The sequence below is a fragment of the Clostridium sp. genome (assembly GCF_051654825.1).
Taxonomy (GTDB): domain Bacteria; phylum Bacillota; class Clostridia; order Clostridiales; family Clostridiaceae; genus Clostridium.
In genome coordinates this window covers 1-17226 of sequence record NZ_JBOFYU010000014.1, presented here as the reverse complement: position 1 = coordinate 17226, position 17226 = coordinate 1, and the positions used below count along the sequence as shown (strand labels likewise).

Sequence of the window (17226 nt, the reverse complement as noted above, 5' to 3'; positions counted from 1 at the left end):
TAATAACAAATGTTTCACATGATTTAAGAACTCCATTAACTTCAATTATTGGATATTTAAATATTGTTGATAATGATAGATATAGAGATGAAGTAGAACTTAGATATTATGTAGAAATAGCTTATGAAAAAGCTAAGGTGTTAGATGTTCTTATAAATGATTTATTTGAGCTAACAAAAATGAGGAATAAGGGAGTTACCATTAATAAACATAGAGTAGATATAGTGGAGTTATTAGGGCAATTGATTGCATCTTATAAAATTCAATTAGATAATGTAAATATGGTAGGAAGAACCTTCTTTTCTAACGAGAAGTTTATAATAAATGGAGATGGATCACAGCTAGTAAGGGTATTTGAAAATTTAATATCAAATGCAATGAGATATGGATGTGATAGTAAGTATATAGATATTATTACAGAAGTAAATGAGCAGTGGGGAAGGGTTATAATAAAAAATTATGGTGAGCCAATTCCTGAAATCGATATTCCGCATATATTTGATAGATTTTATAAAGTAGATAAATCTAGAACATCTGAAAAAAGGGGAAGTGGGTTAGGGCTAGCAATAGCAAAGGGAATTATAGAAATGCATGAAGGAATGATATCAGTAGAAAGCAATTACGAAGGAACATCATTTATAATTACATTACCATTACAAAATAATTAACTCTAAATAATTGTTATCAAAAATGTAAGATTTATGTTAGTAAAATAATATGAAAACTTTGGTATAATAGATAGAATAAGATTAAAATAATTATTTGTAATAAAAGGTAGGTATGGAGTTGAAGTATTTTGAAAGCTTACACCATAATGATATATTTTTAAAATCTCCGAGTGAATTTGATAAATATACTAATAAGGAAATTTTAAAGTATGCTCTTGGTGCTAACTTATATATGAATGGACTAAAGGATTTTTATAATGGAATAATTACTGGAAGGTTTAATGATATTGTATCTATTTCTATTTGTTTCGAGGATGCTACTAAAGATAGTGAACTTGGGATATGTGAAGACAATGTTCTTCATATGTTAGATAAGTTGGACAAGTACTTAGAAACACATAATAAAAGAGATTTTAATGTTCCTCTTATTTTTATAAGAGTAAGAAATTATAATCAATTTACTAGTTTTACAGAAAGGCTAAGTAAAAATCAAATGAAGCATATTGCAGGTTTTATTTTTCCTAAGTTTAATTGCAGTAATGGAAATTTATATTTAGATTATGTTTTAAAGCTTAGAGAAAAGTTTAATGATGTTTTATATGCAATGCCTATAATTGAGACAAAGGAAGTAATATACAAGGAAACTAGGATTGAAGAGTTAATTAACATAAAGAAAATTATAGATAGCTATAAAGATATTATTTTAAATGTAAGAGTTGGAGGAACGGATTTTTCATCTAATTTTGGATTAAGAAGATCTAAGGAGTTCGTAGTTTATGATATTAAGGTTGTTTGTGAATGTTTAATAGATATTGTAAATATGTTTTCAAGAGAAGGATCTGAATATGTTATATCTGCACCAGTTTGGGAGTATTTTTCTGAAGACTATAATTCAATAGAAATTAAGGGGTTAATTAGAGAAATAAAAGCAGATAAGGAAAATGGATTCTTTGGCAAAACAGTAATTCATCCAACCCAAGCAAAATACGTTAATGCTATATATTCTGTTACTTATGAAGAATATATAGATGCTATGGAAATTATAAAGGGATCTGATGATAATGGTGTCTTTAAGGGCTACGGTGGAAATAAGATGAATGAAGTAAAACCACATTTAAATTGGGCAAAGAAAATTTTAAGTAGAGCTAATGTTTATGGTGTTTTAAAAGAGGGAATTAAGGTAGAGGATATTTACCTATATAATTCATCAGAGCATATTAAAAATAAAGAAGCCTTATTAGTGTAAGGAGATTGAGGATTTAAATGAGTATTGATATAGAAATAAAAGAAAATATTTATAAGTTAGATTTAAATGATTTAATTTGTGTAGGAAATAGAATAAATAATAGTAAGAGAAACTTCTTATTTATAAGTAAGGTGTTAGGAAAACATATAGAAGTAAAGCCTTCTGTATGTAAGGATGCAGGGAGGCTTTTAGCTGATTTATATTATAAAAACAATAAAGAAAAAGATGAAAAGATTTGTGTTTTAGGCTTTGCAGAAACAGCAACAGGTCTTGGAATGGCAGTAGCAGCTGGAATAAAGGGAAGCTATTACTTAACAACTACAAGAGAAGATATTACAGAAAAAGAATCTATTTTAAAATTTGAAGAGGAGCATTCTCATGCAACTACACATAAGTGTTTTCCTATAAATGAAGAAAAGCTAATTAATGCAGATAAGATTGTATTAGTTGATGATGAAATAACTACTGGAAAATCTATGATTAATATAATTAAGGAGCTTAAGAGAGTTACAAAAACAAAAGAATATATTATCTTAAGTATATTAGATTGGAGAAATAAGGAATATAGGGATGCTTATGATAAGTTATCAAAGGAAGAAGAAATAAAAGTAACTGTATTATCAGCTATAAATGGTGAAATAAAGGTAAATGATAAGAGAGTTTTTATAGATAATGAGGATAATGTATTAACTGAAAAAGCAAGCGAAGTTTTAGAGGTAAATATATTAGATAGAATAAATGTTAAAACTTCTAATGGTGATGAAAAGGAAAGCTTTTTATCAATGACAGGAAGATTTGGAGTAGATTATAAAGATATTCAAGAATTAGAAGAGAAGTGCAGGGAAACAGCAAATATAATTCAAGAAAAAATAGGAGAACAAGAAAAGATATTAGTATTAGGTCATGGTGAAAATATTTATATTCCATCAAGAGTAGCAAATTATCTTAAGGGTGATGTGTATTATAAAAGCACAACAAGAAGTCCTATTTATTGTAATAATGAATTAGATTATCCTATAAATCAAAAGGATGTATTTTATCATAAGGGCGTTAAATATTATTTCTACAATAGAAATAACATAGAAGAAAAATATGATAAAGTAATCTTATTAACAGAAGATGATTTAAATATTAAATTAACTAATAATATGTTATTAGTTAGGATTTAAATACTTTAGTAAAGATATGACTTTAGCATTAAATTATAAAGGCTAGTAAGGAGAAAATATGAAGCATAGTTACAAGGGTGATTGTATATTTCTATTAAAGGATTTAAGTAATGATATTAAGGAAATAACAGTTCAGGAAAAAGAAGAGCTAATTAGAGCAGGTGTTAGTTATTCTGAAATGATATCAAAGGAAGCAACACCTAGCAATGAAATAATAGATATATTTTTAAGTATGTTAGAAAGAGATAAAAATAAAATAGCCTTTTATGTAGGAAAGCTTTCAGAAATAATATATAAGGAAAAGGGCGATAACTTAGTTTTAGCATCATTAGCTAGAGCAGGAACACCTTATGGAATTTTAATAAGAAAATATTTAAAGTTTAAGTACAATGTGGACATCCCTCATTATAGTATATCTATAATAAGGGGAAAGGGCATTGATGAAAATGCATTAAGATTTATTTTAAGAGAACATAAGGTCGCTAAAATTCAATTTGTAGATGGATGGACAGGAAAAGGTTCAATTACGAAGGAGCTTAATAAATCTATAATGGATTTTAATGATAAATATAATGCAAATATAGACGATTCATTAGCAGTTATATCAGATCCAGCAAAGCTTTGTTCTATTTATGGAACTAGAGAAGATATGGGACTAGCAACTTGTTGTTTAAATTCAACAGTTAGTGGATTAATTAGTAGAACTGTTCATAATGATAAGTATGTAGGCAGAGATGATTTCCATGGAGCAAAATACTTAGATTATTTAGAGGAAGTAGATTATTCTCAATTCTTTATAAATGAAGTAGAAAGAGAATTTAAAAACATTGAGGATATTGATTTAAATGAAGAGGAGTTAGAATCTGTTCAAGAAGAGTATTCATTAAATATTACTAAAAAAATTCAAGAGGAATATAAGGTTAAAAGCATTAATAATGTAAAGCTAAGTGTTGGGGAATCAGCAAGAGTTTTATTAAGAAGAGACCCAAGAGTAGTTTTAGTAAAAGATATTAACGATAAAAACATAGAGCATATAATTCAGCTTTCAAGAGAAAAAAATATAGAAGTAGTTCAGTATGATACTTTTGATTATAACTGTATTGCAATAATTAAAGAAAAGTAAAAATAGATAAAAATCAGCAAAGTGTTTTACACTTTGCTTTAATTTATAAGTGGAGAAATTAAAATGAAGAATAAAAATATATATTTGATAACAGATTTAGATAGAACAATAATTCATTCAAAAAACAAGGGATATAAATGTGTTGAAGTTATGGGAGATAGAGAAATAACTTATATGACAGATTACTCCTATGATAAGCTTCAAGAGCTTTTAAAAATAGAAAAGTTTAAGTTTATTCCTTGTACTATGAGAAACATAAAGCAAACCTTAAGAGTAGATTTTATTAGAGAATACAATCCTGAAATTATAATTTGTACAAATGGTGCTCAAATATACATAAATGGTGAGTTAGATAATACGTGGGATAAAAAAATGAAAGATATAGTTAATTATAATGATCTTTTAAAAAATATAGATTATTTAAATAGTGAATGGGAAAAATATAAAGATAGTATTGAAGTTTTAGAAGTAAGGAATATAGAAGATTTTTATATTACAGTTAAATGCTTAAATCAAAATGAAGCAGATAAGTTTTATGAAGTTATAAAAAATAGTTTTAATAATGACATAAGAGTAATAAAGATAGAAGCAAAGATATTTATAATTCATAAGGATATAAATAAGATTATAGCTTTAGAGCATATAGTTGAAAGCTTTAATATTGATACATTTATAACTTCAGGAGATAGCGAAGTGGACAAGGAGTTTACAACTAAGGGGATTTCAATACTTCCAAAGCATAGTAGCTTTAAACATGAAAACTCAATAATAACAAGGGAAAGTTTTATATCATCCACTGATGAAATATTGGATATTATAGAAGAAATGATAAAAAAGAACAATTAGTGCAATCAAAAAATAGCGAATTTTCACAAAGTTAATTGTTAAAGCTATTCTAATAGGATAAAATTATATTAAGAATTATTAAATATTAATAATTTAAATGTTAAGTTTTAGTGAATAAGGTTTATTTTAAGATAATATTAATATTAATTTTAAATAAAGCCGAGTAATATAAAGAGTGAGGGGTATGCTTTAAAATGGCTATAAATTTAAAAAATATAACTAGCTATATGTTTAGAAGTAGATATGAACGAGAAGATACTTATATAGAATGTAAGCCATACTTTTATAGATTTATAGGAGTAGATGAAAGTACAGAATATGATAGTATATTAAAAACTATTCAAAGTAAATGTATTGAAGAAAAAGATAAGTGCATTGTTTTTGATGGAGTAATTCCATTAAGCGGGGAAATGGAACTTATACAATATATATTTAATGAATTAACTACTATGAATGTATTTAATATGGTTTCACAAGATATAGTTATCTTTGAAGATATGGATATAAATAAAAAGTTCTTATCAGCTTTAGACTATGTAATTCCAATAGCAGTTGAAAAAGAAAATTTCTTTAATAATAATGTAAGAAACAATTTTATAACAAAATTAATAGTATGGGTATATTCCTATGCAAAGGATATAGTTTATGATGGGAATATTACTCCTAAATGCGTGTATTATGGGAATATTGCTAAACATGAAATATATTTCTTAATGATTTTATATAAAATGGGCTTTGATGTTATATATATCAATCCATTAAAAGAAGAGCTTTGGGATGAAATAGAGGATAAGGGAATCTCTAAATGTGTTAAAAGCATGGGAATACTTCAAATTGAAACCTTTGAAGAAAAGGCAAGTAGAGGAAAAGTAATAGAAACCTTTGAAACTATAACAAAGCAAATTCAAAGAGATGTAGAAGAGCAATTATTCCAAGATACTGGAATGTATAAACCATGGCAATTTAGAAAAGGATATACAAATAGTGTTCCATTAGACACTATTTTAGAAGATATTTATATTTATTGGAATGAACCATGTAAGCTAAGAAGTGGATTTAAGGTTGAAGGACCAAATGTAAGAGTGCCATGTTTCTTTTATAAGATAGATGGTCAATATAATGATGACTTCCAGTTCCAAAAGTTAGTTAAACATTGCTGTTCATCACCAAATACTCGTGTTTACAATACGGGGAACTTTTCTCAAGATGTAAACTTAAATCAAGATTTGTATAGTCTTATGTTTTGTCAATTAAGTGATGGAACCTTTGATATAGAAGAATTAAAAAAGACATCTGTATATAAGTTTTCAAAATACAGCGATGATATTCAAAATTTCTTACTTAAAAAGTTTAATGAAACAATAATAAGAAGAGATCTTTTCCAAAGAAGTTTTGATAAAGAAGATATTTTAAAGTTCTTAGGATTAGTATTAAATTTAAATGAAGATATAGTAAGAATGATAGATAACTTTGATTTTACAGGTCAAGTTCCAAAGCTTGTTATTTACTTGAATGATGAAGAAGAAATTTCTGAATCAATGCAGTTATTATTAGGATATATCCATACAATAGGTGTAGATATAGTGATTTTTAACCCTTCAGGGTTATTTAATATAAATAATGTAATAAAAGAAAATATTATAAATGACTTTAGATTAGAAACTATGAATTACAATTCAAACTTTAATAAGTTAATGAGCTTAAAAGAAAGCTTTTTCTCAAAGATATTAAAAAAATAAAGATAAGGGGAATAGAAAATGAACGAAAATAATATGTTTCCAAATGATAATTTTAACATGGACTTTAATAATGGTGGGACAGAAAATATAAACTTTGAAAATATGAATAATGGACATAACGGACAAGCTCCTTCAAATAATGGAGGATATCCAAATGGAAATTATAATGGTCAACAAAACGGACAAAACCAATATAATGGGCAACAGCAATACAATAATCAACAACAATATAATCAAGGACAACAATATGGTGGGCAAGGGCAAAATCCATATGGGGAGCCACAACAATATCAATATAGTGAGCAATATTCAAATGAAGATGGAAGTTTTACTCAAAGTAGAACAGTACAATACAGCTATCAACAGACTCAAGGAAACAATCCAATGCAAATGAATAATCCGATGCAGATGAATAACCAGATGCAAATGAATAATCCAATGCAAGGAAATCAAGGAATGGCTCCAGTAGATAGTTTTGATTTCTCACAAGTATCAGAATATAAGAAAAGATTAAGAGGATTAAAGGAAGTTCAAGATTTAACAGGGGAAGTAGAAATCCAAAATCCAAATTCAATTGTTATGTTTGGTCAAAATGCAAGTGAAAGCATATCTAAGGTTTCAGATGAGTTATTAAATTCAATGAAATCAGTAAAGGCTGAAGAAGCTGGTGAAATGTTAGTTAACTTAACTAAAATAATGGATAAGTTTGATGTTAAAGAGCTTGAGAAAACAGAGAAGCCATCAATGTTATCAAAGTTTGTTAAAGGATTTGGAACATCAGTTGCAAAGCTATTCCAAAAGTATGACACAATGGGATATGAAGTAGAAAAGGTATATGTGTTATTAAAGAAATATGAAACAGATATTAAAGAATCAAATGCAAACTTAAAGAAGCTTTATGATGCAAATATTCATTACTATCAATTATTAGAAAAATATATTGTTGCAGGTGAAATAGCATTAGAAGAAATAGATATGTATATATCACAAATTTCTAATGATCCAACTATAAATCAAGAAGAAAAACATATGATGGTTCAAAAACTTGAAATAAGTAAAGAAATGTTATCTCAAAGAGTTTATGACCTACAAATAGCTGAAAATGTTGCAATTCAAGCAGCACCAATGATTCAAACAATACAAATGTCTAACTTTAACTTAATGAGAAAGATAAATTCTTCATTTATAGTAACACTACCAATATTTAAGCAATGTTTAGCTCAAGCTGTAATATTAAAGAGACAAGAAATTCAAGCTAAATCAATAAAGCAATTAGATGAAAAAACTAATGAGCTTATTATGAGAAATGCTGCAAATACAGCAAGACAATCAGTAGAAATTGCTAAGATGGCATCGGGTAGCTCAGTTGCTATTTCAACATTAGAAAAATCATATGAGACAATTTTAAAGGGAATAGAAGATACAAAAGCTATTCAAGATGCTAACAGAAATGAAAGAATGGAAAACTCTAAAAAGCTTGAAGTTATTAAAGGAAACATGAAGAGAAACATAGCAAAACTTTAAAAAAGGTAAAAAATATTCGTTTTAACATAAATAAAACTATAAAAAGAGTTGTATATAAAAATTTTAAGTGGTATAATATATCACATAAGGTAGTTAAAAAATAAATATACAAATTATACAAGTTGAGAGGAGTAATCGCTATGGGAATTAATTTAGGTTCAATGATGGGGATGGGTTCATCAAATAACTCATCAAATAACGGAGTAAACGCATTAAATCTTCAAAAGAATGATGTTTTAAACTTAACAAAAAGAAATCCAGGTCTTCAAAAGGTAATTTTAGGAGCAGGATGGGATGTAGCTAACAATGGTCAAGACTTTGATTTAGACATAGCAGCATTTTTATTAAATGGAAGTGGCAAGGTTCAAAATGTACCTGCAGATGTAATTTTCTTTAATAATATGCAAGGAAGAGGAATTTCTCTAGCTGGAGATAATAGAACAGGAGCAGGAGATGGAGACGATGAAAGAATTAACATGGATCTTTCAGAAATTCCTGACTATGTTCAAAGTATAGTTTTCATAGTTACAATACATGAAGCACAAGCTAAGAGACAAACTTTTGGAATGGTAGAAAACTCATATGTAAGATTATTAGATGAAAAAAATAATGAAAAAGAAATCTGTAGATTTAACTTAAAGGAAGATGGTTCAACATCAACGTCAGTTATATTTGCTCAAATATATAAAAACCAAGGTGAATGGGAATTTAAGGCTATTGGAGAAGGAAAGATAGCAGATTTAAATGGAATTTTAGGACTTTATATGTAATTAATAGTTTAGCAAATGAAAATAAAGACAATAATAATAAATGATAAAGGATAATGGAGGAAAAGTTTATGTCAGGAATATTAAATCTTAAAAAAAATGATGTATTAGATTTAACTAAAGCAGAACCAGGTTTAAATAAGGTTATGTTAGGTGCAGGTTGGGATGTAGTAAAGAAAAGTGGATTTTTCAGCCGTGCTAAAGACTATGATTTAGACTTAGTGGCATTACAAATAAATGAAGACAATAAATTAATTAAAAGTGGATTAATTTATTTTGGTCATCAATTAGGTCAAGGAATAAGACTTCATGGAGATAACTTAACAGGAGCTGGAGACGGAGATGATGAAAAGATATCAGTTGAATTAAGCAAATTATCATCAGATTGTAAAAAAGTTGTATTTGCAGTTTCAATATATGATGCAGTAGCTAGAAAACAATCATTTTCAGGGGTAAAAAATGCCTATGTTAGATTATTAAATGAAGATAAAAACTTACAAGAAATTTGTAGATATAACTTAACAGAAGATGGTGGAGAAAGCACTTCAATTATCTTTGCAGAATTAGAAAAGATAAATGGTAACTGGAACTTTAAGGCTACGGGACAATTACTTAAAGGAACAATTAAAGATATAACAAATATGTATAAATAGTTTGAGAGGAGATATTAAAGATGGGAATTAATTTAGGTTCAAATTTTGGAAATATGTTTAATAATGGAGGGGGAAACGCTCAAAGCCCAGCTCCAGCAGGCGGAATGACTTTAAACTTAAATAAAAATGATGTGTTAGATTTAACTAAGAGAAATCCAGGGTTAACTAATGTAACATTAGGAGCAGGATGGGACTTATCATCTAACGGTTCAGACTTTGATGTAGACATAGCTGCATTTTTATTAGATGCAAACAACAAATTTAATACAGTTTCTAACGTAATATTCTTCAACAATAAAGAAGGAAGAGGAATAAGATTAAGTGGAGATAATAGAACAGGTGCAGGTGAAGGTGATGATGAAACTATACAATTAGATTTATCAAACATAGATCCAAGTATAATGAAAATAGTATTTGTTGTTACTATCCATGGAGCAATGGAAAAAAGACAAACATTTGGTATGATAAATAATTCATATGTAAGATTATTAGACAATGGTAATGGTGGAAAAGAAATCTGTAGATTTAACTTAAAAGAAGATGGATCAACAGCAACATCAGTATTATTTGCAGAATTAAATAGAGCAGGATCAGAATGGCAATTTAAAGCAGTAGGAGAAGGAAAGATTGCTGATTTAAATGGAGTTTTAGCTTTATATCAATAATAAGGGAGAAAAATTGAATGAATGGTCTTAGTAAAGAACAAGTAGAGAAAAACAGGAAGCTTTATGGTGATAATATCATCCATGAAGCTGAACCTGAAACATTTTGGGATAAATTCAAGGGAGCCTTTGATGACCCAATGATAAAACTTCTTTTAGCTATTGCAGCTATAATGGGAATTATGGCATTTATGCATTATGCTGAATGGGGAGAATTAGTAGGGATTGTTTTTTCAGTATTTTTAGTTACCTTTATTTCTGCTAAAACAGAAGTTGCTTCTGATAAGGAATATAGAAACTTAAAAGAAAATGCAGAAAAAGATGCCTGTAAGGTTTATAGAGATGGAAAGGCTGTAGAAGTAATTATTGATGATATAGTTGTTGGTGATTACGTTATACTTCAATCGGGAGATAAGATTCCAGCTGATGGTATTTTAATTTCTGGAGACTTAAGAATAGATAATTCATCATTAAATGGTGAATCAGAAGAATGTAAGAAGTTTGCTGCTGATGACTTCAAAATTGATGAAGCACAAGCAGAAGTTGCATTAGAAGGTACAGCAAATATAACAGGTGATTCATTTGTAGATAAATCATCATTATTTAGAGGGGCTGTTGTTGTTAATGGTCAAGGAGTAATGAAGGTTATTAGAGCAGGAATGAACACTGTAATGGGTGATATGGCTAAGGATATGGCTGAAGATGATGTAGAAAGCCCATTAAAAGTAAAATTAACAGATTTAGCAGATAAGATTTCTAAGTTTGGATATATTGGTGCAGTAGTTATAGGGATTGCATTAATGATACAAAATGTTATTCAAGCTAGTGGTTTTACAGCTTATATGGATTTAGGATTTGTTTATATATTTAAGGATACACTTGAAGCATTAATGCTTGCAGTTGTTATTATAGTTATGGCTGTTCCAGAGGGACTTCCTTTAATGATTGCAATAGTTCTTATGAAGAACACTTCAAAGATGTTACAAAAAAATGTATTAGTAAGAAAGCCAATAGGTATAGAAACGGCTGGTTCATTAAATATATTATTTAGTGATAAAACAGGAACAATTACAAAAGGAAAATTAGAAGTAGTAGAATTCTTCGATGGTAATGTTCAAAGCTCATATAAAAGTAGTAAAGCTATTAAAGAATATATGGGATATTGCATAGGGAAAAATACAGCAGCAATGTTTGACGATAAGGGTCAAGTTATTGGTGGAAATGCTACAGATAAAGCTCTTTTACAATTCTTATCAAAAGAAGCTATGGACAAGCTAGAAGGTGTTGAAGTTATTAAGGCTCAACAATTTGATTCAGCTAATAAGTATTCAGCAGCTCAATTAAAAGGTAAGACAGTTTATAAGGGTGCCCCTGAAAGGTTACTTACAAAGGCAACTAAGTACGTAGACGAAACAGGAAATATCGTAGATATTAATCATAATAAGGTAAATGAAAAGATAGATTCACTTGCGGTTAAGGCAATGAGAGTTTTAGCATTTGCATATAGCCCATCAGAATTAGTCCACGGAGTTTTACCTGATGACTTAATAATAGTTGGATTTGTTGGAATAAGAGATGATGTTAGACCAGAAGCAAGAATAGCTATAAAAGAAGTTAAGGGCGCTGGTGTTCAAGTTGTTATGATTACTGGTGATAGAAAAGAAACAGCTTTTGCAATTGCAAAGGATTGTGGATTAATTGAAAAAGATACAGATGTAGCTTTAACATCAGAAGAATTAAATGGAATGACAGATGATGAAGTTAAAAAGATATTACCTAACTTAAGAGTAATAGCAAGAGCACTTCCAAATGATAAATCAAGAATGGTAAGATTAGCTCAAGAGTTAAACTTAGTATGTGGTATGACTGGTGATGGTGTTAATGATGCTCCAGCACTAAAGAGAGCAGATGTAGGATTTGCAATGGGTTCAGGAACAGATCTTGCAAAGGAAGTTGGAGATATAGTTATATTAGATGATAACTTTAAATCAATAGAAAATGCAATTTTATATGGAAGAACAATATATAATAATATATTAAAATTCATTAAGTTCCAATTAACTATAAATGTAGCTGCAGTTGCAGTATGTGCTATAGCTCCATTCTTTGGAATTCCTCAACCATTAAGTATTACACACATTCTTTGGATAAACTTAGTAATGGATGGTCTTGGGGCATTAGCATTAGGTTCAGAACCAGCATTAGTTACATATATGCTTGAAAAACCTAAATCAAGAACACAAAGCATAGTTTCAAAAGCAATGATGAGTCAAGTTCTTGTAGCAGGAACATGGGTTACTTTAATGAGTTTTGCATTCTTAAAGCTACCATTCTTTATGGATATGTTTGGATCAACACCAGGAAATATGTCAGGAGAACATTTAACAGCATATTTCTCAATGTTTGTTTTAGCAGCAGTATTTAATGGTTTCAATGTAAGAAGCACAGGCTTAAATATTTTTGAGCATATAAAGGAAAACAAAGGATTCCTAAAAGTAATGGGAATAATAGTAGTTATCCAAATTATATTAACATTTGTTGGTGGTGAGTTATTTAGCTGTACACCAATACAACTTAATCATTGGGTAGTAGTTATTGCTATGGCATTAACAATTATACCAATGGATATGCTAAGAAAATTAGTTACAGGAAGCGGCAAAAAAGATATAAACGTAAATAATTGTGAAGCAACAGCTTAATCAAATAATGAAGCCTTTGGTATATCCGAAGGCTTCATTATAAAATATATAATTCGGAAAATTCAGAGAATAATAAAAAGGAGTGATTATCACATGGGGATAATGGATAAGGTAAAGGAATTAGGAGACGAAATTTTAAAAACTGTAGAAGATAGTGGTTTAAAGGAAAATGTAAAATGTGCCACTATGGTTATTAAGGATACTGTAAAAGATACAGTAGAAAAAGGTAAAAAGGAATTAGAAACTAAAATAGAAGAAAATAAGCAAAAAATAGAAGCAGAAAAGAAGCTTATGAGAGACTTAGAAGAAAATACAGAATTAAATGTAGCTACTAATTTTCAATTAGGAGTTTCAGGAATAGATACAGAAAAGATGATGGAATTTGCTAATGAATTTAGTGAAAAAATTTGTGCTATAAAGTGCTCTCTAGGAGAATCAAAATTAACATTTGGAAAGTATTCGTCAGAAAAAAATGTTGAAAAAATATTATCTAGCTGGGATGTACCTGTGTTAAGCGAAGATTTAGAAGTAGAAATAGTAGAGGAAGATATAGAAGCTACTGAAGAAAAAGTAGAAGTTATAAACGAAGTAGTAGAAGAAAGTACTATAGAAAATGAAGAAGTTGAAAATGAGGAAAAATCAATCTTCTGTTACAATGGTGGTAGAAAAGGATTATTCTTATTAACAAATGAAAATTTCTATTTAAAAATGAAGCATCCAGAGCATAAAATAACTTATTCAGCTAAAATAGCAACAGATAAGATCCAATCAATATTTATAGTAAGTGAAGAAGATAAAAATATATTAAAAATAAATGGTGTAGAAATTGGATTAGTTGAAAATGATATTGTTGAATTACTTAATAAGTATTTATATAAAATCAACAATAAGGCTTATGAAATATCAATAGATGAAATGATAGAAGAAATAGAAAAAGTTAAATTTGTAGAAAGCAAAGTAGTTTTAAAAATAATAAATCACTTAAAAGCATAAGATAACTAAAAACTTTAGTATTAAAGATTGATTACTTTAATGCTAAAGTTTTTTTATTTAACTATTAAATAATATTAATTAAAATAAATATAACGTATATAAGTACATAATGTAAAAATCGTTGACAAATATACATTTTATGGGAAAATTGGAGGTGATTAAATAACCAAATGTATTTTAAAAGGAGTGTTACAATGAATAAAAAAATAAGCATAGTGTTTATTATTTTGACAATGATGTTTGCATTACAAGGCTGTGAGAGTAGAATTGTTAAAAAGTCTCTTGAAGATGCAAAGATTTATGTAGAAGCTAAAGAGTATGATAAAGCATTGGAATCATTGGCTATAGTATTAGAAAAAGATAAAGAGAATAAAGAAGCTAAAAATTTAAATGAAATTATAAATTCATATAAAACTATAGTAAAATTAGTTGAATCAGAAAAATTTGATGAGGTAAATAAAATATTAGAAAAATTAGATGAAACTTATAAACAATATGTAATTAGAGATGATATAGATTTATTAATTAACAAAGTTAATAATTATTATAAAGAAGTAGAAAAAATAGATATATGTATAAAGGATGCAGAAAGTATATTTAATGAAAATAAATATGAAGAGTGTAGAGATTTATTAAGAAAAAATATTATAGGAGATAATGAGTCAGGATCTAAATTAAGCAAATATATAAAAGAAGAACATATAAAAAAGGCAAAAGAGTTAGTTGAAAAATGTGATTTAGCTTTAGCAGAAATAGAAGCTAAAAGAATTGCAGAGGAAGAAGCGTTAAAGGAGCAAGCTATTGTTGTTGAAGAAGAAGCTATTAATGTAAGCTCATATGAATATTATGAAGAAGGTGTCTACGAGGAAAATACCTATGAAGAAGAACCACTTTTAAATGGAAGACCACGTTCAGAAGAGTTGAGGAGAGTAATAGATTTAGTTCAAAGCGTTTATAAAAAGGTTGAAGAAGCCGCTAAGCAGCTTGAGGAAGAGCGAAGACGGGAATTAGAAGGTATGAATTAGGAAAAGTTAACAATTTCGTAATAACGTATATAAACTATGTAAAAACCTCTATGTATTATATAATTAAAATAATATATGGAGGTTTTTTTATTTATGAGAAGGGTAGTAGCTTTAATAATGACTTTAATAACATTAACTATGGTTGGATGCAGTGAAAAAACAATTATATTAGAAGAGGATACAAAAGTAAAACAAGCTTTAGATAATGAAAAAATAACAGAAAGAGTTATAGAAAATAAATATGGAAAAAGTAAGTTTAGTCCTTTATTTTATAATGAAGAAGGGGTATATGGAGTATTATCAGATACTAGATTAAATGTAGATATTAGTCCGGAAAAAATGAATAAACCATACTTAATAGATGGAAATGGTGAATTTAATGAATTAGATAAGGATTATTTTTCTTCTGATGAATTAAAGTTAATTCAAGAGTCAGGAAAATTTTATGGAAAGTATTATGGAATATATAGTGAAGGAACTCATACTAAAGATAGAAATTATTATTATATGGATATAGTAAATGATATAAAAATAAAGTTAGAGTGCTATGAAGAATTTATGTATGAAGCTAGAGAGAGTAGTGGGTTTTCAATAAATGGTACAAAGATAAATGAAAATTATTATGTAGATATAATTAATATAGGAATTGACTCTAATAGTACAGAAGCGAGTAAAAAAGAGAAAATAACAATAGTAGACATAGAGAATAAAATATCATATACTGTGGAAAATGAGGAGTGGACGTATATTTATTTTTACTATGATGATAGAGAAAATAGTATTATGGCTATTGATAAACTTGGGAAAGTAAGTAAAATAATTCTAAATGATAATAGAATAAAATTTGAATACTATAAAAGCATAGAAAGTAACGAATTTGAGTTTCCTTTAAATACAAATTTAAATAATAACTTTGGAATTGGTGAAAATATAATTTTAACGCTATTATCACGTAAAGATTCATTTATAATGTTTGGGTTATATAATATTTATTCAAATGAAATTACTGTAATAGATGATTTCGTAATAGGAGCTGTAAAAAATAGCAATTTATTTATGTCTGACTATAATAATGGAGTATATTTATCAAGAATAAATGAAAGCAATGAAATTGAGCAAATATATAAGATATGTGATATGACTGAAGGATTTGATGCATTTAAGGCAGTTGCTAGTGATGATGGAAAGAGTATATTTGTAGTTAAAATAAAGGGTGATTATAAAGAAAATGCAACAAATCATGTAGATAAAATAGAGTATTCGTTTATAGATTTAGAAAGTAACTAGAGAGGTAAAAATGGAAAAGAAAAAGATATTAGTAGTAGAAGATGAGTATTCAATAAATGATGTTTTAACTTTTGCTCTTAGAAAAGAGGGCTATGAGGTAAGAAGTGCTTTTAATGGCAAATCGGCTTTAGAATTAATAGAATCCTTTAAGCCGGATTTAGTTTTGTTAGATTTAATGCTTCCTGATATGGATGGATTTGATATTTGCAGAGAAATTTCAAAGGATGTTTATGTAATAATGCTTACAGCAAGGGGAGAATTTATTGATAAGATTTTAGGGCTAGAGTTAGGAGCAGATGATTATATAATAAAGCCATTTGAAATAAAGGAAGTATTAGTAAGGATAAAGGTTATATTTAGAAGAAGTAATAAGTGTGAGAGTACAGGTATTAATGGAGATAAAGATAATAAAGGCCTTATAGTATTAAAGGATCAAAGAAGAGTTTTAAAAAGTGGAGAAGAAGTTTTGCTAGCAAGAAAGGAATTTGACTTATTAAATTTCTTATGGGAAAACAAAGGGATAATATTTTCAAGAGAAGATTTATTAGATAGGGTTTGGGGATATGACTTTGAAGGTGAAAGTAGAACTGTAGATGTTCATATAAGAAGATTAAGAAATAAGCTTAAAGAGGACAAGGATAATTCAATTATAGAAACAGTATTTGGCGTAGGATACGTAATGAGGTGATGGCTTGTTTAAAACTATAAAAGGGAAAATATTATTTTATACAATATTAGCAGTAGTTTCTATAAATATAGTTTTTACAGCTTTTATAACTTATTCATTAAACAAAACCTTTAAAACAGATATTATTAATGAAATGT

Annotated in this window: 15 protein-coding genes; all 15 read left to right on the top strand. The window is 27.8% G+C overall.

Going from position 1 to position 17226, the window contains the following annotated elements; genetic code table 11:
• Window positions 1–668: sensor histidine kinase (locus ACRDBA_RS00570; protein ID WP_438571006.1), on the top strand; the 668-nt coding region annotated here is incomplete at its 5' end.
• Window positions 669–786: 118 nt separating this feature from the next.
• Window positions 787–1914 carry an HpcH/HpaI aldolase/citrate lyase family protein gene (locus ACRDBA_RS00565; RefSeq protein WP_438571005.1) on the top strand — a complete coding sequence of 376 codons (1128 nt, stop codon included), beginning with the start codon at window positions 787–789 and terminating at the stop codon, window positions 1912–1914.
• A 17-nt stretch (window positions 1915–1931) separates the two neighbouring features.
• A complete protein-coding gene (locus ACRDBA_RS00560) occupies window positions 1932–3083 on the top strand; it encodes a phosphoribosyltransferase domain-containing protein (protein ID WP_438571004.1) in 1152 nt (383 codons plus the stop codon).
• Between the two features lie 58 nt (window positions 3084–3141).
• A complete protein-coding gene (locus tag ACRDBA_RS00555; RefSeq protein WP_438571003.1) occupies window positions 3142–4206 on the top strand; it encodes a cysteine protease StiP domain-containing protein in 1065 nt (354 codons plus the stop codon).
• Between the two features lie 63 nt (window positions 4207–4269).
• On the top strand, window positions 4270–5052 hold the full coding sequence (locus ACRDBA_RS00550) for an HAD family hydrolase (protein WP_438571002.1): 783 nt from the start codon (window positions 4270–4272) through the stop codon (window positions 5050–5052).
• A gap of 194 nt (window positions 5053–5246) precedes the next feature.
• On the top strand, window positions 5247–6791 hold the full coding sequence (locus ACRDBA_RS00545) for a YceG family protein (RefSeq protein WP_438571001.1): 1545 nt from the start codon (window positions 5247–5249) through the stop codon (window positions 6789–6791).
• An 18-nt stretch (window positions 6792–6809) separates the two neighbouring features.
• Window positions 6810–8315: a toxic anion resistance protein gene (locus tag ACRDBA_RS00540; RefSeq protein ID WP_438571000.1), complete on the top strand. Its 1506-nt coding sequence runs from the start codon at window positions 6810–6812 to the stop codon at window positions 8313–8315.
• Between the two features lie 140 nt (window positions 8316–8455).
• A complete protein-coding gene (locus ACRDBA_RS00535) occupies window positions 8456–9085 on the top strand; it encodes a TerD family protein (protein WP_438570999.1) in 630 nt (209 codons plus the stop codon).
• Between the two features lie 68 nt (window positions 9086–9153).
• On the top strand, window positions 9154–9735 hold the full coding sequence (locus ACRDBA_RS00530) for a TerD family protein (protein WP_438570998.1): 582 nt from the start codon (window positions 9154–9156) through the stop codon (window positions 9733–9735).
• A 20-nt stretch (window positions 9736–9755) separates the two neighbouring features.
• Complete coding sequence (locus tag ACRDBA_RS00525) at window positions 9756–10400, top strand: TerD family protein (RefSeq protein ID WP_438570997.1); 645 nt, start codon at window positions 9756–9758, stop codon at window positions 10398–10400.
• Window positions 10401–10417: 17 nt separating this feature from the next.
• On the top strand, window positions 10418–13096 hold the full coding sequence (locus ACRDBA_RS00520; protein WP_438570996.1) for a cation-translocating P-type ATPase: 2679 nt from the start codon (window positions 10418–10420) through the stop codon (window positions 13094–13096).
• A gap of 93 nt (window positions 13097–13189) precedes the next feature.
• A complete protein-coding gene (locus ACRDBA_RS00515; RefSeq protein WP_438570995.1) occupies window positions 13190–14089 on the top strand; it encodes a hypothetical protein in 900 nt (299 codons plus the stop codon).
• Window positions 14090–14283: 194 nt separating this feature from the next.
• On the top strand, window positions 14284–15114 hold the full coding sequence (locus ACRDBA_RS00510) for a hypothetical protein (protein WP_438570994.1): 831 nt from the start codon (window positions 14284–14286) through the stop codon (window positions 15112–15114).
• A 93-nt stretch (window positions 15115–15207) separates the two neighbouring features.
• Window positions 15208–16401, top strand: coding sequence for a hypothetical protein (locus ACRDBA_RS00505; RefSeq protein WP_438570993.1), 1194 nt, complete (start codon window positions 15208–15210; stop codon window positions 16399–16401).
• A gap of 10 nt (window positions 16402–16411) precedes the next feature.
• Window positions 16412–17089 (top strand): response regulator transcription factor, encoded by a 678-nt coding sequence (locus ACRDBA_RS00500; protein WP_438570992.1) that lies wholly within the window; start codon window positions 16412–16414, stop codon window positions 17087–17089.
• Window positions 17090–17226: the final 137 nt, after the last annotated feature.

Coding starts and splice junctions, on each gene's coding strand:
- ACRDBA_RS00560 (WP_438571004.1), top strand. CDS start 1,932: ATGAGTATTGATATAGAAATAAAAGAAAATATTTATAAGTTAGATTTA.
- ACRDBA_RS00555 (WP_438571003.1), top strand. CDS start 3,142: ATGAAGCATAGTTACAAGGGTGATTGTATATTTCTATTAAAGGATTTA.
- ACRDBA_RS00550 (WP_438571002.1), top strand. CDS start 4,270: ATGAAGAATAAAAATATATATTTGATAACAGATTTAGATAGAACAATA.
- ACRDBA_RS00545 (WP_438571001.1), top strand. CDS start 5,247: ATGGCTATAAATTTAAAAAATATAACTAGCTATATGTTTAGAAGTAGA.
- ACRDBA_RS00540 (WP_438571000.1), top strand. CDS start 6,810: ATGAACGAAAATAATATGTTTCCAAATGATAATTTTAACATGGACTTT.
- ACRDBA_RS00535 (WP_438570999.1), top strand. CDS start 8,456: ATGGGAATTAATTTAGGTTCAATGATGGGGATGGGTTCATCAAATAAC.
- ACRDBA_RS00530 (WP_438570998.1), top strand. CDS start 9,154: ATGTCAGGAATATTAAATCTTAAAAAAAATGATGTATTAGATTTAACT.
- ACRDBA_RS00525 (WP_438570997.1), top strand. CDS start 9,756: ATGGGAATTAATTTAGGTTCAAATTTTGGAAATATGTTTAATAATGGA.
- ACRDBA_RS00520 (WP_438570996.1), top strand. CDS start 10,418: ATGAATGGTCTTAGTAAAGAACAAGTAGAGAAAAACAGGAAGCTTTAT.
- ACRDBA_RS00515 (WP_438570995.1), top strand. CDS start 13,190: ATGGGGATAATGGATAAGGTAAAGGAATTAGGAGACGAAATTTTAAAA.
- ACRDBA_RS00510 (WP_438570994.1), top strand. CDS start 14,284: ATGAATAAAAAAATAAGCATAGTGTTTATTATTTTGACAATGATGTTT.
- ACRDBA_RS00505 (WP_438570993.1), top strand. CDS start 15,208: ATGAGAAGGGTAGTAGCTTTAATAATGACTTTAATAACATTAACTATG.
- ACRDBA_RS00500 (WP_438570992.1), top strand. CDS start 16,412: ATGGAAAAGAAAAAGATATTAGTAGTAGAAGATGAGTATTCAATAAAT.